Source organism: Mycobacterium mantenii, assembly GCF_001667865.1.
GTDB lineage: Bacteria > Actinomycetota > Actinomycetes > Mycobacteriales > Mycobacteriaceae > Mycobacterium > Mycobacterium mantenii_A.
This window is the reverse complement of record NZ_LZJP01000046.1, coordinates 65,716-87,381: the sequence shown is the minus strand read 5'-3', so window position 1 is coordinate 87,381 and position 21,666 is coordinate 65,716. Positions and strand designations below refer to the sequence as shown.

Here is a 21,666-nt window from a genome sequence, read left to right as displayed (position 1 = left end):
ACGCTCAGCAATGTCGCCGAGGATCACGGAGGTCCGGCCTTGTAACCCACTCCTCGAACGGTCAACACCACGGTCGGGTTCTCAGGGTCTTTCTCAACCTTGGCCCGCAGACGCTGGACGTGCACGTTCACCAGGCGGGTATCCGCCGGGTGTCGATAGCCCCACACCTGTTCGAGCAGCACATCACGAGTAAACACCTGCCGCGGCTTGCGCGCCAACGCCACCAGCAGGTCGAATTCCAGCGGCGTCAGGGAGATCTGCTCGCCGTTGCGTGTGACCTTGTGCGCAGGCACGTCGATCTCGACGTCGGCGATGGACAGCATCTCGGCGGGCTCGTCGTCGTTGCGCCGCAGCCGCGCCCGCACCCGGGCCACCAGCTCCTTCGGCTTGAACGGCTTCATGATGTAGTCGTCGGCGCCCGACTCGAGGCCCAGGACCACGTCGACGGTGTCGGTCTTGGCGGTCAGCATCACGATCGGCACGCCGGAGTCGGCGCGCAACACCCGGCACACGTCGATGCCGTTCATGCCGGGCAGCATCAGGTCCAACAGCACCAAATCGGGGCGCAGTTCGCGCACCGCAGTCAGGGCCTGGGTGCCGTCACCGATGACCGCGGTGTCGAAACCCTCCCCACGTAGCACGATGGTGAGCATCTCGGCTAGCGAAGCGTCGTCATCGACGACCAAAATCCTTTGCCTCATGGAGTCCATGGTGTCACCAGATCGGGACAAAATTGGGGCGCCACACGGGCGTTTCTCGGCTCGATGGGCGATTTTGGATGCAAATTCGGGTAAAAGCGCCTATTCGGCCGCCCCGGCGCGCCCGTCCCGCGCGGTCGCGGCGCCCTCAGTGCCGGTCAACGCGGCGGCCAGCCACCCGGGGTCGACGTCCGGGTCGACGGCCAGCCAGGGGCCACCCCAGCCCGCGGCGGCCAGCTCGGCGTAGACCGCGCCGGTGCGTTGCTGTAGCCCGTCGTCGCGTTCGTAGCTGTCGCGCGCGCGGCCCGGATCGGACTCGGCCCGGCTGCGGGCGCGCTGCCCGGCCAGCTCGGCCGGCACCGCGAGCAGCACCTGCCAGTCGGGCGGCGGTAGCGCGAGGCGCTCGTATTCCAGCGCGTGGACCCATTGCACGGCCGGGCCGTCCGCGCCCTGGTGCAGACGGGCGGCGGTGTAGGCCGCGTTGGAGGCGACGTAGCGATCGAGGATGACCACGTCGTGTTCGCGGCGCAGCGCCTCGATCTCGGCGACCGCCCCGGCACGGTCGAGCGCGAACAGCGTCGCCATCGCATAGACCGACGACGCGAGATCTCCGTGCTCGCCGTGCAGGGCCTCGGCCGCGAGGTCGGCGGTCACCGATTGCCCGTAGCGCGGGAAGGCCAGCATGGCCACCGACTTGCCGTCCGCCGCAAAGAGGTTGCGCAGCTTGTCGGTCAGCGTCCGCTTACCGGCGCCGTCGATGCCTTCGATCGCGATCAGCACGGCGCGAGCCTATCGCCGGTCTGGGTGCACGAGTGTGCGGCTAGCCGCACACTCGGCGCCCAGTGTGCGGCTAGCCGCACACTCGGCCGCGTGCACCTGCTCAGTACCGGTAGTGGTCGGCCTTGTACGGGCCGTCGACGTCGACACCGATGTACTCGGCCTGCTCCTTGGTGAGCTTGGTCAGCTCGCCGCCGAGGGCCTCCACGTGGATGCGGGCCACCTTCTCGTCGAGGTGCTTGGGCAGCCGGTAGACCTCGTTGTCGTACTCGTCGTTCTTGGTCCACAGCTCGATCTGGGCGATGACCTGGTTGGAGAAGCTGTTGCTCATCACGAACGACGGGTGTCCGGTGGCGTTACCCAGGTTCAGCAGCCGGCCCTCGGACAGCACGATGATCGACTTGCCGGTGTCGGGGAAGGTCCACAGGTCGACCTGCGGGCGGATGTTGGTCTTGGTGGCACCGGAGCGCTCCAGCCGCGCGATCTGGATCTCGTTGTCGAAGTGGCCGATGTTGCCCAGGATCGCCTTGTCCTTCATCTGCTTCATGTGCTCGAGGGTGATGATGTCCTTGTTGCCGGTGGTGGTGATGATGATGTCGGCCTCGCCGATCACGTCCTCCACCCGCTTGACGTCGAAGCCCTCCATCAGCGCCTGCAGGGCGTTGATCGGGTCGATCTCGGTGACGGTCACCCTGGCGCCCTGGCCGGCCACCGACTCGGCGGACCCCTTGCCGACGTCGCCGTAGCCGCAGATCAGCACCTTCTTGCCGCCGATCAGCACGTCGGTGCCGCGGTTGATGCCGTCGATCAGCGAGTGCCGGCAGCCGTACTTGTTGTCGAACTTGCTCTTGGTGACCGAGTCGTTGACGTTGATCGCCGGGAAGGCCAGGTCGCCGGCGGCGGCGAACTGGTAGAGCCGCAGCACGCCGGTGGTGGTCTCCTCGGAGACGCCCTTGATGGACGCGGCGATCTTGGTCCACTTGTCCTTGTCGGTCTCGAAGCGCTTGCGCAGCAGGTTCAGGAACACCCGGTGCTCGGCCGAGTCGTCTTCTTCGTCCGGCGGCACCACGCCGGCCTTCTCGTATTGCGCGCCGCGCAGCACCAGCATGGTGGCGTCACCGCCGTCGTCGAGGATCATGTTGGCCGGCTCGTCGGGCCAGGTCAGGATCTGCTCGGCGGCCCACCAGTACTCCTCGAGCGTCTCGCCCTTCCACGCGTACACCGGGACGCCCTTGGGCTCCTCGGGGGTGCCGTGCGGGCCGACGACCACCGCGGCGGCGGCGTGGTCCTGGGTGGAGAAGATGTTGCAGGACGCCCAGCGGACCTCGGCGCCCAGCGCGACGAGTGTCTCGATCAGCACCGCGGTCTGCACGGTCATGTGCAGCGAACCCGAGATGCGCGCCCCCTTGAGCGGCTGCACGTCGTGGTACTCGCGGCGCAGCGACATCAGACCCGGCATCTCCTGCTCCGAGAGTTCGATGTCCCGGCGACCGTAATCCGCCAGCGACAGATCGGCGACCTTGAAATCGATGCCGTTTCGAACCTCGGGGGTGAGTGCGTTTTCGGTCGTCGTCATAGCGTGTTCTTCCTTCTTCGGCTCGCTCGCCTGTGGCTCGCTCGGATGAAAGCGGTAATTAGCTTAGGTATGTTCTTGCGCCACTGTAGTCGCGGGTCGGCGCGCACCTTCGATCAGGGAAGGGACCGGGAAGCGCTCAGGGAACGTTGATGACGCCGTGACGTTCGGCGAACGGCGTCATGAGCCGCGCCAGGTCCGCCGCGACATCGTGGTCGGCCTCGGGCGGCATCGACACGTAGCTCAACGCCAGCCGCACGATGGCGCGCGCCAGCACCCCGGCGTCCTCGTCGCTGGTGGCCACCCAGCTGTGGGTCAGCGCCGCGGTCAGCCGTTCCGACGCGCGGGTGATGATCGGGGCGCTGTCGGTGGTGATGATCTGCAGCAGGTCCGGCTTGGCCACGCCGGTGAGCAGCGAGATCACCAGCGGGTCCGCCGACAACTCGGTGAACAGGTCGCGGAAGCCCTGCAGAAACGCCTCGTAGAGGTTGCCGACGTTGGCTTGCAGCGCGGCGTTGACGGCGTCGACCAGCCGGTCGGCCAGGCGCAGCCCATACCCCTGCGCCAGGCCCTGCCGTGAGCCGAACTCGTTGTAGATCGTCTGCCGGCTGATGCCCGCGGCGCGGGCCACGTCGGACAGCGTGATCGCCGACCAGTCCCGGGTTACCAGCAGATCCCGCATCGCATCCAGCACCGAGTCGCGCAGCAGCGCCCGCGACGCCTCGGCGTACGGCATCCGCTTCACAGGCGCGACAATAGCGGCTTTCGCAATGGCGTTGGTGCCGATCAACGCGCCGCTCCTCCTCATCGCTACGCTCTGCATCGTCGCCCGGCGGTCACGAACGGGCGATCTCCACCATCTCGAAGTCGGTCTTCGCCGCGCCGCAATCCGGGCAGCTCCAGTCGTCGGGGATGTCGTCCCACCGGGTGCCGGGGGCGATGCCGTCCTCCGGCCATCCCTTGGCCTCGTCGTACTCGAATCCGCACTGCACGCAGATGAAGAGCTTGTAGTCGCTCATTGACTCACTCCTATCCCAAATTCTTCGAAATCGGCCTTCTCGCGCACCGCGCAATCGGGGCAGCACCAGTCGTCGGGGATGTCACTGAAGGGCGTGCCCGGCCGAAAACCTTCCCGCGGTGCGCCTTTGGCTTCGTCGTACGTGTAGTCGCAGCCGGGGCAGCGGTAGGCGGTCATGCCGCTTCCCCAGCCGCCCCGTAGCGCGCCAGCACCCGCTCGCGCAGCCGCGGCTGGATGTTCACGCGCGTGATGTCGCCGTCATAGTGCGCCAGCACCCGGTGGTCCATCACCTTGCGCCACAGCGGCGGGAAGTAGGTGAGCGAGATCATCGACGCGTATCCGCTCGGCAGGTTGGGCGCGCCCGTCATGCTGCGCAGCGTCTGGTAGCGGCGGGTGGGGTTGGCGTGGTGGTCGCTGTGCCGCTGCAGGTGGTACAGGAACAGGTTGGTGACGATGTGGTCGGAGTTCCAGCTGTGCACCGGCGCGCAACGCTCGTAGCGCCCGCCGGCGTTCTTCTGCCGCAGCAGCCCGTAGTGCTCCAGGTAGTTGACCGACTCCAGCAGGCTGAAGCCGAAGACCGCCTGGACGATCACGAACGGGATCAGCGCCGGGCCGAAGATCGCGATGAGCGCCCCCCACAGCACCACCGACATCAGCCAGGCGTTGAGGACGTCGTTGGACAGGTACGTCTTGGGGTGCCAGGGGCTGGCGCCCTGCCGGCGAATCCGTTGCGCCTCCAGCCGCAGCGCGGAGCGCAGGCTGCCGAACACGCTGCGCGGCAGGAACTCCCAGAAGGTCTCGCCGAAGCGCGCCGACGCCGGGTCCTCCGGGGTGGCGACGCGGACGTGGTGGCCGCGGTTGTGCTCGATGTAGAAGTGCCCGTAGCAGGTCTGCGCCAGGGTGATCTTGGACAGCCAGCGCTCCAGCGAGTCCTTCTTGTGGCCCATCTCGTGCGCGGTGTTGATGCCGACGCCGCCGAGCACGCCGACCGACAGCGCCAGCCCCAGCTTGCCGCCCCAGCCCAGGGCGCCGTCGAAGCCGAGCCAGTGCAGGTTCGAGGCGGTGAACAGGTAGGCGCCCATGACCACGCTGAGGTACTGGAACGGAACGTAGACGTAGGTGCAGTAACGGTAGTACTTGTCGTTCTCCAGCTGCTCCATCACCTCGTCCGGCGGATTCTGTCCGTCGGGCCCGAACCGCAGGTCCAGGATCGGCAGCAGGACCCAGAGCAGGATCGGCCCGATCCACAGCGGCACCTGCGCGGCGGCGTGCCAGCCCAGCCGGTTCAGGCCCCAGACCAGCGGCAACATCACGAACAGTGCCGTCGGGGCGATCAGCCCCATCAGCCATAGGCGACGCTTCTTGTCCCGCCAGACGACCGGCCCGGTTCCCTGGCTCAGTTGCGGTTCGAATGTGGTCATATGCCAAACCTCCTTGTGAGTCACACCACGTTGAGGTTGGACAATACCGACGTTTGCGTCTCCTGTCTAGACAAAAGGCGGTTTTTTGTAAACGACCGGCGGCTAGGGCACCGGGCTGTGCGGATCGGCCTCGAGGGGTTCGCTGCGTGCGGTCTCCCCCACGTCGCGCCGGCCCTGCACCGAGTGCCAGTAGCCGTACCCGGCGTAGATCGCCGTGCCCACCACCAGCCACACACCGAACCGGACCCAGGTGAGCGCGGTGAGGTTGAGCATCAACCACGCACACGCGGCGATCGATGCGATCGGGAGCAGCGGCACCCACGGCGCCTTGAATCCGCGCTCCAGGTCCGGCCGCGTTCGGCGCAGGACGATCACCCCGGCCGAGACCAGGACGAAGGCGAACAGCGTTCCGACGTTCACCATCTCCTCGAGCTTGGTGATGGGGAACACCGACGCGGTGACGGCCACCACCAGGGCGACCAGCACGGTGATCCGCACCGGGGTGCCGTGCGAACCGGTCTTGGCCAGCGACCGCGGCAACAGCCCGTCGCGCGCCATCGCGAACAAGACCCGGCACTGGCCGAGCATCAGCACCATCACCACGGTGGTCAGGCCCGCCAGCGCGCCGATGGAGATGATCTTGCTGGCCCAGTGGATGCCGTTCGCGGTGAAGGCTGTGGCCAGGTTCGCCTGGCCGTGGCCCGGGACGGTCTTGAGTTGGGTGTAGGACACCATGCCGGACAGCACGATCGCGACGGCGACGTAGAGCAGAGTCACGATGCCCAGCGACGCCAGGATTCCCCTGGGCACGTCGCGCTGCGGATTCTTGGTCTCCTCGGCCATGGTGGCGACGATGTCGAACCCGATGAACGCGAAGAAGACGATGGACGCCCCCGCGAGCACGCCGTACCAGCCGTAGTGGCTGCTGTGCGCGCCCGTCAGCAACGACAAGACGGACTGGTCGATCCCCTTGGCCTCGCGACCGGCCTCGGGTTTGGGGATGAACGGCGAGTAGTTGGCGCGCTTGATGTAGAAGGCGCCGACCACCACGACGAAGATCACCACCGACACCTTGATCGCGGTGATCACCGCCGAGAACCTCGACGACAACTTGGTGCCCAACGCGATCAGGGTCGCCACCCCCCCGACGATCACCAGCGCCCCCCAGTCCACCTGGACCGAGCCGAATTTGGCCGTGCCGCCGGCGAATCCGAACACGGTGCCCAGATAGCTCGACCAGCCTTTGGCCACCACGGCGGCGCCGATCGCCAGTTCCAGCAGCAGGTTCCAGCCGATGATCCAGGCCAGGAACTCCCCGAAGGTGGCGTAAGAGAAGGTGTAGGCGCTGCCGGCCACCGGCAGCATCGAGGCGAATTCGGCGTAGCACAGCGCGGCCAGCGCGCAGGTGCCCGCCGCGATCACGAACGACACCCAGATGGCCGGGCCGGTGATGTCACCGGTGGTCGACGCGGTGACCGTGAAGATGCCGGCGCCAATCACCACCGCGACGCCGAACACGACCAGGTCGCGCCAGGTCAGATCCTTGCGGAGCTTGGTGTCGGGTTCGTCGGTATCGGCGATTGATTGCTCGATCGACTTGGTCCGCCATCGATTGGCCATGCACTCGCCCTTTCCCAGCGCTGGGAGCCGTTGGTCCGTCACAGTACTGGGTACCCTCCGCAAATGCCGGATAGAGCAACGGCCAGGGATCACGCCGTCGTCATTGGGGGAAGCATCGCCGGTCTCTGCGCGGCGCGGGTGCTCTCGGATTCGTATTCGCGGGTGACGGTGTACGAGCGCGACGAGTTGCCGGATGCACCGGCGAACCGGGCGACGGTGCCCCAGGACCGGCACCTGCACATGCTGATGGCGCGCGGGGCCAGCGAATTCGAGAGCCTGTTCCCCGGGCTGCTGGACGACATGGTGGCCGCCGGCGTCCCCAAACTCCACAACCGGCCCGACTGCATTTATCTGGGCGCCGCGGGCCACGTCCTGGGCACCGCGCACACCCTGCGCGACGAGTTCACCGCGTATGTGCCCAGCCGCCCCCACCTCGAGTGGCAGTTGCGCCGCCGGGTCCGCGACCTCGCGAACGTGAACGTGGCGCGGCGCTCGGTGGCCGAGCCGCGGTTCGACCGCGCGCGACAGCGAGTGACCGGTGTGCTGCTGGATCCGGTCGATCCCGAAAGCAAGGACCCGGAATTCATAGCCGCGGACCTGGTCGTCGACGCCGCGGGCCGAGGCACCCGGCTGCCGGTGTGGCTGGCGGACTGGGGATTTCAGCGCCCGGACCAACAGGAGCTGGACATCGGCATCCATTACGCCACCCAGCAGTTCCGCATCCCCGACGGGCTGATCGCGGAGAAGGTGGTGGTCGCCGGCGCCTCCCACGACATGTCCCTGGGGCTGGGCATGCTCGGCTACGAGGACGGCACCTGGGTGCTCACCACGTTCGGCGTGGCCAACGCCAAACCGCCGAAGACCTTTCCCGAGATGCTCGTGCTGGCACAGCGGCTGCTCCCCGCCCACTTCAACGCCGCGCTGGCGCGGGCCGAGCCGCTGGGCGATCCGGCGTTTCACGCCTTCCCCGCCAGCAAATGGCGCCGCTACGACAAGCTGGACCGCCTGCCGGCAGGCATCATCGCCTTCGGCGACGCGGTGGCCAGCTTCAATCCCACCTTCGGGCAGGGCATGACGATGACGTCGCTGCAGGCCGGTCATCTGCGCCGAGCGCTGCAATTGCCCGACGATCAGGTTGTCGCGGCGCTGAACCGGGCCACCGCCAAGAGCACCTTCCCGGTGTGGACGATGAACGCCATCGGCGACGTCACGTTCCACCATGCCGGCACCAAGGGGCCGATCCCCTGGTGGTGGCGGCCCTCAGGAGCGCTGTTCGACCAATTCCTGGGCGCCGCCGAGACCGAACCCGTTCTCGCCGAATGGTTCTTGCGGCGGTTCTCCCTGCTGGACAGCCTTTATATGGTGCCGCCGCCCCGGATCGTCGGCCGCGCGATGGCGCACAACCTCCGGCTCTGGCTGGCCGAGCGGCGTCAGGCCGCCAAAGAAAAGCGCGCCCTCACAACCCAACCGTCGCCCTGAACAGCTTGGTGGGTTCGTGGGCGACCAGCCGGATCGGGGCGTCGTCGGCCGCCACCCACGCGGCCATCCCGCGTTTCAGCGTCAGCGAGCCGGACTTGCCGTGCACCGACGTGCAACCCTGGCTGCACAACAGGATCTGCGGACCGTCGTGGCTGCACGTCGCGTCCACCTCGTGGCCGACATACTCGTCGTCAAGCTGCAGCAGCGCGACGGCGAACTCGTCGGTGGGCGTCTCATAGATCAGCCCGAAGCCCTCGCGGCGGATGCGAGGGCGCAGCTGCTCCTCGGTGGTGGGCGCGAAGTCCAGCACGCGCAGCAGCTCGGGCACATCGACGTGCTTGGGGGTCAGGCCGCCGCGTAACACGTTGTCGGAGTTGGCCATCACCTCCACCGCGAAGCCGCGCAGGTAGGTGTGCAGGTTGCCGGCGGAGACGAAGATGGCCTCGCCGGGGGCCAGGGTGACGCGGTTCAGCAGCAGCGCCGCCAGCACGCCGGCGTCACCGGGATAGCGTTCACCGAGCTCGAGCACCGTCTTGGCCTCGGCCGCGAATTCGGTTGCCCCGGAGCTGAGGTAGGCGATGGCGCCGTCCAGCACGGCGGTCACCAGCACGTCGATGTCGGGCTGCGGCGCGGTGATCCAAGTGGTGAACAACGCGCGCAGGCCGTCGGCGTCGGACTGGTCGTTGAGCAGGTCGATGTAGGGGTCGAGGTCGGAGACGGCCAGGGCGCGCAACAGCTCGACGGTGCGCGAGGCCTGCCGGAATCCGGCCAGCGCCTCGAACGGGTGCAACGCCACCAGCAACTCGGGCTTGTGCGACGTGTCGCGGTAGTTGCGCACCGGCGAGTTCAGCGGGATGCCGACCCGCTCCTCGCGCAGATAACCCTCGGCCGCCTGCGCGGCGCTCGGGTGGGCCTGCAGGGACAGCGGCTCGTCGGCGGCCAGCACCTTCACCAGGAACGGCAGCACGTCGCCGAAGCGCGCCCGGGACGCCGGCCCGAGCTGTCCCTCCGGGTCGTCCATCAGTGCCTCGAGCAACGTGACTTCGCCGTTGTCCGTCTCCAGCCAGGCCGGATCGCCGGGGTGCGCTCCGAACCACAGCTCGGCCTCCGGATGCGCCGCCGGCACCGGGCGTTCGGTGAACTCGGCGATGGCGGTACGCGAACCCCAGGCGTACGTTCTCAAGGCCCCGCGAAGCAGTTCCACTGTTGTATCTATCCCCGCACCAGTCGCATATAAACCGCGGCCATCTCCAGCCGGACGGCCAATACTGCCAGTTGCTGCTCGGGGCGCCCGGGTCCCCCCAGCGCCGGCGATACGCCGTAGCCGGCCGAGCCGCCGGGCCCGTCGGGCACGTCCTCGGCGGCGAGCAGGTACACGTCGTCGAGCCCGGCGGTCCGGGCGGCCACGCCCGGCTGCTCGTCGGCCAGGACGACGGCCAGGATCCGCAACCGCGGCGGCAGGGGTCCGTCGATCTGTTCGTCGTGGAACAGCGCGGCGTCGGGATCCGTCAGGCCGCCCGTCGCGCCGGCGCGCATGGCGACCAGGGCGTCCGCCAGCCCGGCGGCCGGGATCACCTGGTTCGCGACCCGCAACAGCACCGAGCTGCCGTGCCGGGCCAGCGCAAGCGTCGCGGCGGCGTCGCCGGCCAGCGCCAACTGGCGCTCGGCGATCCGCGCGGCCAGCAGCTTGGCCGGATTGGTGAACAGCTCGCGGCCGGCGCTGTTGCGCAGCGCCTCGGCGTCCAGCTCGTCGGCGAGCAACGCGAGGTCGACGTCGGGTCGCGGGTCGATGGCGTGTAGCACGGCCAGCCCGGCGGCCAGGTAGCGGCACAGGCCGAATTCGTCGGGAACCCACAGCCGGGGCGCCAGCACCGCCGCGCGTCCGGCGGTGGCGTCTCGCAACGGGCCCTCGTACGGCGCCGCCACCACCACCCGGGCGCCCCGGCGTAACCCGGTTGCCGCGGCGGCGACCAGCGCGGGATCGCCGGGGTCGCCGCCCGCGACGACCAACACGTCGAGGGGACCCACCCATGGCGGTGCTTCGCCCGCGAGAGTGAAGGGCTCCGAAGCGGTTCCACCTATGGTCGCGGCCAGGATCGTCCCGGCGGTCTCGGCGGTACCGCGGCCGGCCACCCAGATGACGCTGCGCGGGCGATCGTCGGCGCGCAGCGGATCGAGCGCACCCTCCTCGACCGCGGTGGCGATCGCTCGCACCTGGGCGCCCGCCGACGACGCGGCCCGCAGCAGGCCGTCGCGGTCGGCGGCCAGCAGCCCCTCGGCGTCCTGGAGATCGATCGCCCGGGTGGCGCTCACGGCGCGGCCTTCACGCCCGCCCCAGCGGCCGAGGTCGCGGTGATCTCGGCGCTGATCTGGGCGACGACTGCGGCCACGTCCTCGGCCGTGCGCGCCTCCACGTTCAGTCGCAGCAGCGGCTCGGTGTTGGAGCTGCGCAGGTTGAACCAGCTGCCGTCGCCCAGGTCGGCCGTCACCCCGTCCACGTGTTCCAGGGAGTGGATCCGGGTGCCGAACGACTTCAGCACCGCTTCCGTGCATTGCCCGGCGTCGGTCACCGTGAAGTTGATTTCGCCCGACGATTCGTAGCGCTGGTAGTCCGCGGTCAACTCCGACAGCGGGCGGTCCTGCTCGCCGAGGGCGGCCAGCACATAGAGCGCCGCGAGCATCCCGGAGTCGGCGCCCCAGAAGTCGCGGAAGTAGTAGTGCGCCGAATGCTCCCCGCCGAAAATCGCGCCCGTGTCGGCCATCAGCGCCTTGATATAGGAGTGCCCCACCCGGGACCGCAGCGGTGTGCCGCCGCGCTCGGCGACCAGTTCGGGCACCGCGCGCGAGGTGATCACGTTGTGGATGATCGTCGCGCCGATCTCGCGGCTCAACTCGCGGGCCGCCACCAGGCTGGTCACCGTCGACGGCGACACGGGGTTGCCGCGCTCGTCGACCACGAAGCAGCGGTCGGCATCCCCGTCGAAGGCCAGCCCGATATCGGCGCCGGTCTCGCGCACGAACGCCTGCAGGTCCACCAGGTTGGCGGGGTCCAGCGGGTTGGCCTCGTGATTGGGAAACGAACCGTCGAGTTCGAAGTACAACGGCTCCAACGTGATCGAACCGATCGGGCCGAGCACGGCGGGCGTGGTCAGACCGGCCATGCCGTTGCCGGCGTCCACGGCCACCCGCAGCGGACGCAGCCCGGAGGTGTTCACCAGGGAGCGCAGGAAGTCCCCGTAGTCGGCCAGCACATCGCGATCGCTGACGGTGCCGGGCTCCCCGTCGTGGCGGTCGACGCCGGCGATCACGTCGTCGGCGACGAGGCGCAACCCGGTCTCGGCGCCGACCGGTTTGGCCCCCGCCCGGCACAGCTTGATGCCGTTGTAGGCCGCCGGGTTGTGGCTCGCGGTGAACATGGCGCCGGGGCAGTCCAGCAGCCCGGAGGCGAAGTAGAGCTGATCGGTGGACGCCAGGCCGATGCGCACCACGTCCAGTCCCTGGCCGGTCACCCCGTCCGCGAACGCCGCGGCCAGCGGGGGCGAACTGTCCCGCATGTCGTGGCCGATCACGACCTGCCGGGCACCCTCGGCGCGCATCAGTTTGGCGAAGGCCGCACCGAGATCGGTGACCAGCGGCTGGTCGAGCTCTTCGCCGACTAGGCCACGCACGTCGTACGCCTTGACGACACGGTGGACAGTCGCGGCGGGCCGAGACATGCGGGACTCCTGACGACGTGAACTCTTGGCCGTCAGCCTATCGGGCCACGGAGACCTGGGGCCGAGTAGTGGCGAGTGCGGATCTAGTCACTGGGATCGGGCAGCACGCGCAGATGTCCGCGGCGCCGTCCGGACCGATGCTCGGGCGGTGCCAGCAGGCTGCTGCTGGGCGCGGTGGCCTGAGCGCCGCCGTGATGGATGTGCGAATCGGCGAAGCCCTTGACCGGCGTCACGTTGCCGGCGAAGGGCACGCCGCGATCGCCGCCTTCGCGCACCGCGTCGGCGAGGGCGACCAGGTCGTCATCGTCAGGGTGGGCGGGCTCAGAAAGGAGGGGCCCGGCATGGCGCACCAGCTCCCACCCGCGGGGCGCGGTGATCCGGCCGGCATGGTTGACGCACAAGTCCCAGGAATGCGGTTCCCGCGCGGTCGCCAACGGACCGACGACTGCCGTCGAATCCGAATAGACGAACGTCAGGGTCGCCACGGCGTAGTGCGGGCACCCGGGCCGGCAACAGCGACGGGGAACGTTCACGAGCGAAAGGCTATCGTGCGCAAACGCCGCCGAAGCGCCGGACACGCGCAACTCCCCGACCCTCGATGTGCAACCGTTACCATCGGCGCGTGGGCGATTCGCGCAGCTCCCCGCGAAGAGATCGGTATCCAGACGGATCGGCTCCGCGCCGAACCGCTAGCCATCGACTCTTCCGCAGGGGCCGCGAGATGCGCGGCCCGCTGTTGCCCCCGACCGTGCCGGGATGGCGCAGTCGCGCCGAGCGGTTCGACATGGCGGTGCTGGAGGCCTACGAACCCATCGAGCGGAGCTGGCAGGACCGGCTGGCCGAACTGGACGTGGCCGTCGACGAGATTCCGCGGATCTCGGCCAAGGATCCCGACAGCGTGCAGTGGCCGCCCGAGGTGATCGCCGATGGGCCGATCCCGCTGGCGCGGTTGATCCCGGCCGGCGTGGACGTCCGCGGCAACTCCACGCGGGCCCGAATTGTGTTGTTCCGCAAGCCAATTGAACGACGGGCCAAAGACACCGTCGAGCTCGGCGACTTGCTGCACGAAATCCTGGTGGCCCAGGTCGCCATCTATCTTGACGTTGAGCCGTCGGTCATCGATCCCACGATCGACGACGAATAACAGCGCGCGGTGCGCTCAGCGTGCGTCGCGCTCGGGGTGGATCAGATGATGCCGCGCTTGAGGCGGCGGCGCTCGCGTTCGGACAATCCGCCCCAGATACCGAAGCGCTCGTCGTGCTCGAGGGCGTACTCGAGGCACTCATGACGCACCTCGCACCCTAGGCAGATCTTCTTGGCCTCGCGGGTGGAGCCACCCTTTTCCGGGAAGAAGGCCTCGGGGTCGGTCTGGGCGCACAGCGCCCGGTCCTGCCACTGGTCTGCGGCCGGCTCCGGCATGGGCTCGGGCTCGAAAGCGATTGGCGCGTCAGGGACAACGGTCAAATGCGGCCGAGCGGGGCGGTCCAGCGCCGGGGTCAGGTCGGTGTGCGGCGTGCTCGCCATGGCGCCTCGAAAAGTTTCGTAAGACATACGGTCGTCCGCCTCCTCAGCTTGATTGAGAGAGAGTGATTGGTTTCCCACTGTTCTGATGTACAGACAATTCGAACAAGTGATCGAATCTCGGTCTGCGACACCGGAGTCGGCCGGCCAACCGGGAAATGACACTGATGTGATTAGACACGGGTTGATCTGCCGGGTCAAGCACTTCGGCGCATTTCCATACCATCTCGTGATCGAATTTCGGCGTTTCTGTTGTTTTGCGCCTTCGGCGTGTCGATCACAGGGCCATCAACTTTCCCACAAGTTCGCGACAAGCGGTGGGGAACCGCAACTTTGAGGCACCCCCGATGGGCCCGCCGCAGCACCGCCGCCGGGCAGTACTGTCGTGCAATGTGAAGGTCACCGTTCTGGTCGGTGGGGTTGGCGGCGCCCGCTTCCTGCTGGGGGTTCAACAGCTGTTCGGGCTCGGTCAATTTCATACGCGGCGGCATCCGGACACCGGGGCCGGCAGCCACGAGCTTACGGCGATCGTCAACGTCGGCGATGACGCCTGGATCCACGGACTGCGGGTCTGCCCCGATTTGGACACCTGCATGTACACCTTAGGTGGAGGTGTAGATCCGGAGCGAGGGTGGGGGCACCGCGACGAAACCTGGCACGCCAAAGAGGAATTGGCGCGCTACGGCGTGCAGCCGGACTGGTTCGGGCTCGGCGACCGCGATATCGGCACCCACCTGGTGCGCACCCAGATGCTCAGCGCCGGCTACCCCCTGTCCCAGATCACCACCGCGCTGTGCGACCGCTGGCAACCCGGCGCGCGCCTGCTGCCGGCCAGCGACGACCGCTGCGAGACCCACGTGGTGATAACCGATCCCGACGACGGCAGCCGGCGGGCCATCCACTTCCAGGAGTGGTGGGTGCGCTACCGCGCCCAGGTGCCCACGCACAGCTTCGCCTTCGTCGGCGCCGAAAAGGCGGCCGCCACAACTGATGCCACGGCGGCCATCGCGGACGCGGACATCATCCTGTTGGCCCCGTCGAACCCGGTGGTGAGCGTCGGCGCCATCCTGGCCATACCCGGCATCCGCGGCGCCTTGCGCGCGGCGCGCGCACCGATCGTCGGCTACTCGCCGATCATCGGCGGAAAGCCATTGCGCGGCATGGCCGATGCGTGCCTGTCGGTCATCGGGGTCGAATCCACCGCCGAGGCGGTCGGCCGCCACTACGGCGCGCGCCGGGACACCGGCATCCTGGACGGCTGGCTGGTGAGCGAGGACGACCGCGCCGACATCGACGGCGTGGCGGTGCGCTCGGTGCCGCTGGTGATGACCGACCCGGCGGCGACGGCCGAGATGGTCCGCGCCGGGCTGGACCTGGCGGGGGTCACGCCATGACCCCTTCGCCGGGCGAGCACGGCACCGCCGCCGCGATCGAGATCCTGCCCGTCGCCGGCCTGCCCGAGTTCCGGCCCGGCGACGATCTGGGCGCGGCCCTCGCCGCGGCCGCACCGTGGCTGCGCGACGGTGACGTCGTCGTGGTCACCAGCAAGGCGGTGTCCAAATGCGAGGGCCGGCTGGTGCCGGCGCCGCGGGATCCCGAGGAGCGCGACCGACTGCGGCGCAAGCTGGTCGACGACGAGGCCGTCCGGGTGCTCGCGCGCAAGGGCCGCACCCTGATCACCGAGAACCGGATCGGGCTGGTGCAGGCCGCCGCCGGGGTGGACGGATCCAACGTCGGAAGCGACGAACTGGCGCTGCTGCCCGTCGACCCGGACGGCAGCGCCGCGGCCCTGCGGGACCGGCTGCGCGAACGGCTCGGTGTCGAGGTCGCGGTGGTCATCACCGACACCATGGGCCGCGCCTGGCGCAACGGCCAGACGGACGCGGCCGTGGGCGCGGCGGGTCTGGCTGTGCTGCACGGGTATTCGGGGGCCGTCGATCAGCACGGCAACGAGTTGCTGGTCACCGAGGTGGCGGTCGCCGACGAGATCGCGGCGGCGGCCGATCTGGTGAAGGGCAAACTGACCGCGATGCCGGTGGCGGTGGTGCGCGGCCTGTCCTCCCATGTGGTGACCGACGACGGCTCGACGGCCCGGCGGTTGGTGCGGCCGGGCACCGAAGACCTGTTCTGGCTCGGCACCGCCGAAGCCCTCGAGATGGGCCGCCGCGAGGCGCAGCTGCTGCGCCGATCGGTGCGCCGGTTCAGCGCCGAGCCGGTGCCGGCGGACCTGCTGGAAGCCGCCGTCGCCGAAGCCCTCACCGCACCGGCTCCGCACCACACCCGGCCGGTGCGGTTCGTCTGGCTGCAGTCATCCGACGTTCGGCTGCGGCTGCTGGACCGCATGAAGGACAAGTGGCGCGCCGACCTCGCCGGCGACGGCCGGCCCGCCGACTCCATCGAGCGCCGGGTGGCCCGCGGCCAGATCCTCTACGACGCGCCCGAGGTCGTCATCCCGATCCTGGTGCCCGACGGCGCCCACTCCTATCCCGACGCCGCCCGCACCGACGCCGAGCACACCATGTTCACCGTGGCGGTCGGCGCGGCCGTGCAGGCCCTGCTGGTCGCGCTGGCGGTGCGCGGGCTCGGCAGCTGCTGGATCGGCTCGACGATATTCGCCGCCGACCTGGTGCGCGCCGAGCTCGAGCTGCCCGCCGACTGGGAGCCGTTGGGCGCCATCGCCATCGGCTATGCCGCCGAACCGGGCGGCCCGCGCGATCCGGCAGACCCCGGTGATCTGCTGATCCGCAGGTGATACTGAGCCCATGAAGTTCGCGGGCAAGGCGGCGGCCTCGGCCGACAAGGTCCGCGGCGGCTACTACACCCCCGCGCCGGTGGCCCGCTTCCTGGCCGCGTGGGTCCGCGCGGCTGGACCCAGGATCCTCGAACCCTCCTGCGGCGACGGCGCCATCTTGCGCGAGCTGGCCTGGCTCAGCGACCGGGTCCACGGCGTCGAGCTGAGCGCGGACGAGGCGGCCAAGTCGCGCCGGTACGCGCCCGTCGACGCCGAGAGCCTGTTCGCCTGGCTCGCCGGCACCGAGGCCGGCGGCTGGGACGGGGTCGCCGGCAACCCGCCCTACATCCGGTTCGGCAACTGGTCGCCGCGGCAGCGCGATCCGGCGCTGGACCTGATGCGGCGCGAGGGCCTGCGCCCCACTCGGCTGACCAACGCCTGGGTCCCGTTCGTTGTGGCGAGCACCGTCCTGGTGCGCGAGGGCGGACGGGTCGGGCTGGTGCTACCGGCCGAGCTGCTCCAGGTCGGCTACGCCGCACAATTGCGCGACTTTCTGCTCGGCCGATTCCGCGAGATCACCCTGCTGACCTTCGAGCGCCTGGTGTTCGACGGCATCCTGCAGGAGGTCGTGCTGTTCTGCGGCGTCGTCGGCACCGGTCCCGCGCGCATCCGCACCGTCCACCTGCAGGACTCCGACGCACTGGCGCGCGCGGACCTGGACGTCGCACGCCGTCCTTTCGGGCCCGCGCTCCTGCACGAGGATGAGAAGTGGACCAAGTACTTTCTGGACCCCGCCGCGATCCGGCTGCTGCGCGCGCTCAACGGGTCGGGCACCCTGCCCCGGCTGGGGTCGATCGCCGAGGTCGACGTCGGCATCGTGACCGGACGCAACGCCTTTTTCACCCTCACCGACGCCCAGGCCGGCGAGCTGGGGTTGCGCGCGCACTGCGTCCCGCTCGTCTCGCGCAGCGCCCAGCTGTCCGGGCTGGTCTACGACACCGATTGCCGCGCAAGCGATCTCGCCTCCGGACAGCGCAGCTGGCTGCTCAACGCGCCGCGCGAGCCGGCCGACCCCGCCCTGATCGCCCACATCCGCGCCGGCGAGGCGGCCGGGGTGCACCGCGGCTACAAGTGCTCGATCCGCACGCCCTGGTGGAAGACGCCGTCGCTGTGGGAACCCGACCTGTTCCTGCTGCGCCAGATCCACCGGGCACCGCGGCTGACCGTCAACGCCGCCGGGGCCACGAGCACCGACACCGTGCACCGGGTCCGCCTCGCCGCCGGGGTCGACGCGGCCGCGCTGGCCGCGGTTTTCCACAACAGCGTGACGTTCGCGTTCACCGAGATCATGGGCCGCAGTTACGGCGGCGGCGTGCTGGAGCTGGAACCCCGCGAGGCCGAGCGGCTGCCCGTTCCCCCGCCGGCACACGCCGATGCCGAGCTCGCCTGCGATGTGGACCTGTTGCTGAAGGCCAACGAGATCGAGAAGGCGCTCGACGTCGTCGACCGCCGCGTGCTGATCGACGGCCTGGGGTTGCCGGCCGGGGTGGTGGCCGACTGCCGTGCGGCCTGGGTGTCGTTGCGGGATCGGCGGAAACGGCGGAGGTCGCGGTGAGCGTTCGGGAATCGGCGATCGCGATCCTGTCCAGCTGGGAACCCCCCGACTCGGGCCAGGATTCGTTGCGGCACGCGGTGCTGGCGTTCGTGCACGCCCGCGCCGACGCGTGCCTGCGCGAGTGCGTGCCCGGCCACGTCACCGCGTCGGCGCTGGTGTTGGACCACTCCGGCAGCCGGGTGCTGCTGACGCTGCATCCCCGCGTGGGCCGCTGGGTGCAGCTGGGCGGCCACTGCGACGAGGACGACGCCGACATCGTCGCCGCCGCGTTGCGCGAGGCCACCGAGGAGTCGGGGATCGACGGGCTGCACATCACACCGGAGTTGGCGGCGGTGCATGTGCATCCGGTGACCTGCTCGCTGGGCGTGCCGACCCGCCATCTGGACCTGCAGTTCGTCGCGCACGCGCCGGCGGGCGCGCAGATCGCGATCAGCGACGAGTCCGAGGACCTGCGCTGGTGGCCCGCCGACGCCCTGCCGGACGGAACCGACCAGGCGCTGGCACATTTGGTCGCCCGGGCCACCGGCCTCTAGCCGCCGAGTGTGCGGCTACCTTCACACTCGCGCTCGAGCGTGCGGCTAGCTTCACACTCGGCGCAGAAGGGTGGCTCTAGACGTCGGACGAGTAGCGGATGCCGCCGTCGGGAATCGACACACCGGGCCACACCCGGGCGCCGCGCAGCAGTTCGCAGCGCGCACCGATGTCGGCGCCGTCGCCGATCACCCCGTCGCGGATCAGCGCCCGCGGGCCGATGCGCGCGCCGAACCCGATGATCGAGCGTTCGATCACGCTGCCGGCCTCGACCTTGACACCGTCGAAGATCACCGCGCCATCCAGCCGGACGCCGGGGCCGATCTCGGCGCCGCGCCCGACGACGGTTCCACCGACCAGCACCGCGCCCGGCGACACCGCCGCGCCGTCGTGCACCAACTGCTCGCCGCGGTGGCCGTGCAGCGCCGGCGACGGCGCGATGCCGCGCACCAGATCCGCCGAGCCCCGGACGAAGTCCTCGGGGGTCCCCATGTCGCGCCAGTAGGTGGCGTCTACGTAGCCGCAGACCTTGACGTCGGGGTCGGCGAGCAGCGCGGGAAACACCTCACGTTCCACCGACACCTCGCGGCCGCGCGGGATCCGGTCGATCATCCGGCGCGAGAACACGTAGGTGCCGGCGTTGATCTGGTCGGTCGGCGGGTCCTGCGTCTTCTCCACGAAGGCGGTGACCCGGCCGTTGTCGTCGGTGGTCACACAGCCGAACGCGCGCGGGTCGCCGACCCGGACCAGATGCAGGGTGACGTCGGCTCGCTGGTCCCGGTGGAACTCGAGCATCTGGCCCAGGTCGGCCCCGGAGAGCACGTCGCCGTTGAACACCATCACGGTGTCGTGCCGCAGCTGGTCGGCGACGTTGGCGATGCCACCGCCGGTGCCCAGGGGCCGCTCCTCGGTGACGTATTCGATCTGCAGGCCCAGCTTCGAGCCGTCACCGAACTCCGCCTCGAACACCGCGGCCTGATACGACGTGCTCAGGATGACGTGCTCGATGCCGGCCGCGGCGACCCGCGACAGCAGATGCGTCAGGAACGGCAACCCCGCGGTGGGCAGCATGGGCTTGGGCGCCGACAGTGTCAGCGGCCGCAGCCGGGTGCCCTTGCCCCCGACCAGGATCACCACATCGACTTCTGGAGTTCCCACCTCAGTGTCGCCCTTCTACCAGTTTCCGCCGGCCGGATGAGCGCAGCGCACCGCGCACCATCAGGCGGGAACGTACCGCCAGCGACGCGCGCAGGGTCCAGCGCAGCGGAGCGCGCAACCAACCCGAATGCCGGTCGGCCAGAAACATATACGTGCTCTTGTGATGGGCGGCCAGGTGGTTGGCCGGGTCCCCGCCGGTGGAGTGGCCCTTGTGGTGCAGCACCTCCGCCGACGGCACGTAGACGGACAGCCACCCGGCCTTGCCGAGCCGGTCGCCCAGGTCGACGTCTTCCATATACATGAAGTAGCGCTCGTCGAACCCGCCGATCTGGCCGAACGCCGAGCGGCGCACCAGCAGGCACGACCCGGACAGCCAGCCCACCGGTCGCTCGCTGGGCTCCAGCCGCTCCTGGCGGTACGCCGCCGACCACGGGTTGCTCTTCCAGAACGGGCCGACCACCGCGTGCATGCCGCCGCGGATCAGGCTGGGCAGGTGCCGCGCCGACGGATACACCGACCCGTCGGGATCCCGCACCAGCGGCCCCAGCGCGCCGGCGCGCGGCCAGCGCGCGGCGGCGGCCAGCAGCTCGTCGATGCTGCCCGGGCCCCACTGCACGTCCGGGTTGGCGACGATCACCCAGTCGGCGTCGCGGTCCAGCTGCGCGACGGCGCGATTGACCGCGGTCCCGTAGCCGAGGTTGGCTCCGGTGTGGAACAGCCGCACGTTGGGATAGCGCTCGACGGCGGCCTGCGGGGTGCCGTCGGTGGAGCCGTTGTCGGCCAGCAGCACGCACACCTCTCGCTCCGTGGCCAGCGACAGCGAGGCCAGGAAGCGCTCCAGGTGCGGGCCCGGTGAGTAGGTCACCGTCACGACCGGCAGGACGTCAGTCACGCGTAGAGGGTAACGGTCGATCGGCCGCGGCATCGCTATCGGACGCGGCCAGCGCCGCGACAAGCGCAGGGCGCCAGGGTCGTAGCGGCCGCATCCCCGCCGCGACGGACTGGCCACTGGAGAGCGCGGAGTAGGCCGGTCGGGGGGCGGGCCGGGGAAAGTGGTCGGTGGTGACCGGCCGCACCCGCTGCGGGTCGGCACCGCATTCCTCGAAGACGGCGCGGGCCTGTTCGAACCGCGAGCAGGCGCCCTCGTTGGCGGCGTGCAGGATCGGGCCGGGCACGCGGTCGTCGACGATCTGCAGCAGCGCTGCGGCCAGGTCGCCGACGTAGGTGGGGGACCCGATCTGGTCGTCGACCACGTCCACCGGCTTGTCGCCGGCGGCCAGCCGGCGCATGACGGCGACGAAGTCCTTGCCGGTGCCGCCGGTGTAGACCCACGCGGTGCGGACCACGACAGCCTCCGGCAGCGCCGCCAGCACGGCCCGCTCCCCCGCGACCTTGCTGCGCGCGTACACCCCTTGCGGCGCGGTGTGATCGGTGGGCTCGTACGGTCGCGGTGCCGCGCCACCGAAGTCGCCGTCGAACACGTAGTCGGTGGAGACGTGCACCAACTGGGCGCCGGCCTGCGCGCAGGCGCGGGCGATGTTCCCGGGACCGGTTTCGTTGACCGCGAACGCGGTCTTCTCGTCGCTTTCGGCGCCGTCGACGTTGGTGTAGGCCGCGCAGTTGATCACGACGTCGCCGGGCTGCACGATCCGCTCGGCGGCGCCGTGTTCGGTGATGTCCCACTGCGACGACGTCAGGGCCAGCACGTCGCGGCCCTGACTTTGCGTCAACGAGGTCAAATAGCCGCCCAGCTGCCCACCCGCGCCCGCGATCACGATCCTGCCTGACATGGTTCGAGTTTGGCATGG

General features: G+C 69.7%; 22 protein-coding genes. 6 read left to right on the top strand and 16 right to left on the bottom strand.

From position 1 onward, the window contains the following. Positions 1 to 23: 23 nt before the first annotated feature. From mtrA to A5688_RS08075, 8 genes are all read right to left on the bottom strand, one after another. Positions 24 to 710, bottom strand: coding sequence for a two-component system response regulator MtrA (gene mtrA / locus A5688_RS08110; RefSeq protein ID WP_007168097.1), 687 nt, complete (start codon positions 708 to 710; stop codon positions 24 to 26). 90 nt (positions 711 to 800) lie between these two features. Beyond that, entirely contained in the window at positions 801 to 1,478 is a 678-nt protein-coding gene (locus A5688_RS08105; RefSeq protein ID WP_067907572.1) for a dTMP kinase, read from the bottom strand. 100 nt (positions 1,479 to 1,578) lie between these two features. After that, positions 1,579 to 3,051, bottom strand: a complete 1,473-nt coding sequence (gene ahcY, locus A5688_RS08100; RefSeq protein WP_067833003.1) for an adenosylhomocysteinase — start codon at positions 3,049 to 3,051, stop codon at positions 1,579 to 1,581. 136 nt (positions 3,052 to 3,187) lie between these two features. Next, positions 3,188 to 3,856 carry a TetR family transcriptional regulator AlkX gene (alkX, locus tag A5688_RS08095; protein ID WP_207546623.1) on the bottom strand — a complete coding sequence of 223 codons (669 nt, stop codon included), beginning with the start codon at positions 3,854 to 3,856 and terminating at the stop codon, positions 3,188 to 3,190. Positions 3,857 to 3,884: 28 nt separating this feature from the next. Then, complete coding sequence (locus tag A5688_RS08090) at positions 3,885 to 4,067, bottom strand: rubredoxin (RefSeq protein WP_067832997.1); 183 nt, start codon at positions 4,065 to 4,067, stop codon at positions 3,885 to 3,887. Continuing rightward, positions 4,064 to 4,243, bottom strand: a complete 180-nt coding sequence (locus A5688_RS08085) for a rubredoxin (RefSeq protein ID WP_067832994.1) — start codon at positions 4,241 to 4,243, stop codon at positions 4,064 to 4,066. The genes A5688_RS08090 and A5688_RS08085 overlap by 4 nt, the downstream gene beginning before the upstream one ends. Beyond that, positions 4,240 to 5,487, bottom strand: coding sequence for an alkane 1-monooxygenase (locus A5688_RS08080; RefSeq protein WP_067832991.1), 1,248 nt, complete (start codon positions 5,485 to 5,487; stop codon positions 4,240 to 4,242). The genes A5688_RS08085 and A5688_RS08080 overlap by 4 nt, the downstream gene beginning before the upstream one ends. 102 nt (positions 5,488 to 5,589) lie before the next feature. Further along, the gene (locus A5688_RS08075; protein ID WP_067832988.1) at positions 5,590 to 7,107 is read right to left on the bottom strand and encodes an amino acid permease; all 1,518 of its coding nucleotides are present in this window, start codon (positions 7,105 to 7,107) and stop codon (positions 5,590 to 5,592) included. A 63-nt stretch (positions 7,108 to 7,170) separates the two neighbouring features. On the opposite strand from A5688_RS08075, the gene A5688_RS08070 reads away from it, so the two are divergent. Further along, entirely contained in the window at positions 7,171 to 8,586 is a 1,416-nt protein-coding gene (locus A5688_RS08070; RefSeq protein WP_067907569.1) for an FAD-dependent oxidoreductase, read from the top strand. Here the strand turns inward: A5688_RS08070 and manA are convergent. From manA to A5688_RS08050, 4 genes are all read right to left on the bottom strand, one after another. Then, the gene (gene manA, locus A5688_RS08065) at positions 8,564 to 9,790 is read right to left on the bottom strand and encodes a mannose-6-phosphate isomerase, class I (RefSeq protein ID WP_067907566.1); all 1,227 of its coding nucleotides are present in this window, start codon (positions 9,788 to 9,790) and stop codon (positions 8,564 to 8,566) included. The two genes, A5688_RS08070 and manA, sit on opposite strands and share 23 nt — an antisense overlap. An 8-nt stretch (positions 9,791 to 9,798) precedes the next feature. Further along, the gene (locus A5688_RS08060) at positions 9,799 to 10,899 is read right to left on the bottom strand and encodes a TobH protein (RefSeq protein ID WP_068268115.1); all 1,101 of its coding nucleotides are present in this window, start codon (positions 10,897 to 10,899) and stop codon (positions 9,799 to 9,801) included. Continuing rightward, positions 10,896 to 12,302: a phosphomannomutase/phosphoglucomutase gene (locus A5688_RS08055; protein ID WP_067914305.1), complete on the bottom strand. Its 1,407-nt coding sequence runs from the start codon at positions 12,300 to 12,302 to the stop codon at positions 10,896 to 10,898. Before A5688_RS08055 ends, A5688_RS08060 begins: the two co-directional genes overlap by 4 nt. A gap of 83 nt (positions 12,303 to 12,385) precedes the next feature. Continuing rightward, a complete protein-coding gene (locus tag A5688_RS08050; protein ID WP_207546622.1) occupies positions 12,386 to 12,835 on the bottom strand; it encodes a DUF3499 domain-containing protein in 450 nt (149 codons plus the stop codon). A gap of 188 nt (positions 12,836 to 13,023) precedes the next feature. Here A5688_RS08050 and A5688_RS08045 point away from each other — a divergent pair, with 188 nt between their 5' ends. Beyond that, positions 13,024 to 13,446, top strand: coding sequence for a metallopeptidase family protein (locus tag A5688_RS08045; RefSeq protein ID WP_067832966.1), 423 nt, complete (start codon positions 13,024 to 13,026; stop codon positions 13,444 to 13,446). A 41-nt stretch (positions 13,447 to 13,487) separates the two neighbouring features. Here the strand turns inward: A5688_RS08045 and A5688_RS08040 are convergent, their stop codons facing one another. Beyond that, a complete protein-coding gene (locus A5688_RS08040; protein ID WP_067833272.1) occupies positions 13,488 to 13,826 on the bottom strand; it encodes a WhiB family transcriptional regulator in 339 nt (112 codons plus the stop codon). 389 nt (positions 13,827 to 14,215) lie between these two features. Between A5688_RS08040 and cofD the strand changes: the two genes are divergently transcribed. Genes cofD through A5688_RS08020 form a run of 4 tightly spaced genes read left to right on the top strand, consistent with a single transcriptional unit; the run spans position 14,216 to position 18,702 of the window. Continuing rightward, the gene (gene cofD / locus A5688_RS08035) at positions 14,216 to 15,217 is read left to right on the top strand and encodes a 2-phospho-L-lactate transferase (protein ID WP_067832963.1); all 1,002 of its coding nucleotides are present in this window, start codon (positions 14,216 to 14,218) and stop codon (positions 15,215 to 15,217) included. Beyond that, entirely contained in the window at positions 15,214 to 16,575 is a 1,362-nt protein-coding gene (locus tag A5688_RS08030) for a coenzyme F420-0:L-glutamate ligase (RefSeq protein ID WP_067832959.1), read from the top strand. The genes cofD and A5688_RS08030 overlap by 4 nt, the downstream gene beginning before the upstream one ends. Before the next feature lie 10 nt (positions 16,576 to 16,585). Then, on the top strand, positions 16,586 to 18,169 hold the full coding sequence (locus tag A5688_RS08025) for a class I SAM-dependent methyltransferase (protein ID WP_067832956.1): 1,584 nt from the start codon (positions 16,586 to 16,588) through the stop codon (positions 18,167 to 18,169). After that, entirely contained in the window at positions 18,166 to 18,702 is a 537-nt protein-coding gene (locus A5688_RS08020) for an NUDIX hydrolase (RefSeq protein ID WP_067832953.1), read from the top strand. The genes A5688_RS08025 and A5688_RS08020 overlap by 4 nt, the downstream gene beginning before the upstream one ends. Positions 18,703 to 18,778: 76 nt before the next feature. Here the strand turns inward: A5688_RS08020 and A5688_RS08015 are convergent, their stop codons facing one another. Genes A5688_RS08015 through rfbD form a run of 3 tightly spaced genes read right to left on the bottom strand, consistent with a single transcriptional unit; the run spans position 18,779 to position 21,648 of the window. Further along, complete coding sequence (locus tag A5688_RS08015; RefSeq protein ID WP_067832950.1) at positions 18,779 to 19,858, bottom strand: sugar phosphate nucleotidyltransferase; 1,080 nt, start codon at positions 19,856 to 19,858, stop codon at positions 18,779 to 18,781. 1 nt (position 19,859) lies between these two features. Further along, positions 19,860 to 20,783: a glycosyltransferase family 2 protein gene (locus A5688_RS08010; RefSeq protein ID WP_120312500.1), complete on the bottom strand. Its 924-nt coding sequence runs from the start codon at positions 20,781 to 20,783 to the stop codon at positions 19,860 to 19,862. Continuing rightward, on the bottom strand, positions 20,743 to 21,648 hold the full coding sequence (gene rfbD, locus A5688_RS08005; RefSeq protein ID WP_067832944.1) for a dTDP-4-dehydrorhamnose reductase: 906 nt from the start codon (positions 21,646 to 21,648) through the stop codon (positions 20,743 to 20,745). The genes A5688_RS08010 and rfbD overlap by 41 nt, the downstream gene beginning before the upstream one ends. Positions 21,649 to 21,666: the final 18 nt, after the last annotated feature.

Coding starts and splice junctions, on each gene's coding strand:
- mtrA (WP_007168097.1), bottom strand. CDS start 710: ATGGACTCCATGAGGCAAAGGATTTTGGTCGTCGATGACGACGCTTCG.
- ahcY (WP_067833003.1), bottom strand. CDS start 3,051: ATGACGACGACCGAAAACGCACTCACCCCCGAGGTTCGAAACGGCATC.
- alkX (WP_207546623.1), bottom strand. CDS start 3,856: ATGAGGAGGAGCGGCGCGTTGATCGGCACCAACGCCATTGCGAAAGCC.
- A5688_RS08090 (WP_067832997.1), bottom strand. CDS start 4,067: ATGAGCGACTACAAGCTCTTCATCTGCGTGCAGTGCGGATTCGAGTAC.
- A5688_RS08085 (WP_067832994.1), bottom strand. CDS start 4,243: ATGACCGCCTACCGCTGCCCCGGCTGCGACTACACGTACGACGAAGCC.
- A5688_RS08080 (WP_067832991.1), bottom strand. CDS start 5,487: ATGACCACATTCGAACCGCAACTGAGCCAGGGAACCGGGCCGGTCGTC.
- A5688_RS08075 (WP_067832988.1), bottom strand. CDS start 7,107: ATGGCCAATCGATGGCGGACCAAGTCGATCGAGCAATCAATCGCCGAT.
- A5688_RS08070 (WP_067907569.1), top strand. CDS start 7,171: ATGCCGGATAGAGCAACGGCCAGGGATCACGCCGTCGTCATTGGGGGA.
- A5688_RS08055 (WP_067914305.1), bottom strand. CDS start 12,302: ATGTCTCGGCCCGCCGCGACTGTCCACCGTGTCGTCAAGGCGTACGAC.
- A5688_RS08045 (WP_067832966.1), top strand. CDS start 13,024: ATGCGCGGCCCGCTGTTGCCCCCGACCGTGCCGGGATGGCGCAGTCGC.
- A5688_RS08040 (WP_067833272.1), bottom strand. CDS start 13,826: ATGGCGAGCACGCCGCACACCGACCTGACCCCGGCGCTGGACCGCCCC.
- A5688_RS08030 (WP_067832959.1), top strand. CDS start 15,214: ATGACCCCTTCGCCGGGCGAGCACGGCACCGCCGCCGCGATCGAGATC.
- A5688_RS08025 (WP_067832956.1), top strand. CDS start 16,586: ATGAAGTTCGCGGGCAAGGCGGCGGCCTCGGCCGACAAGGTCCGCGGC.
- A5688_RS08010 (WP_120312500.1), bottom strand. CDS start 20,783: ATGCCGCGGCCGATCGACCGTTACCCTCTACGCGTGACTGACGTCCTG.
- rfbD (WP_067832944.1), bottom strand. CDS start 21,648: ATGTCAGGCAGGATCGTGATCGCGGGCGCGGGTGGGCAGCTGGGCGGC.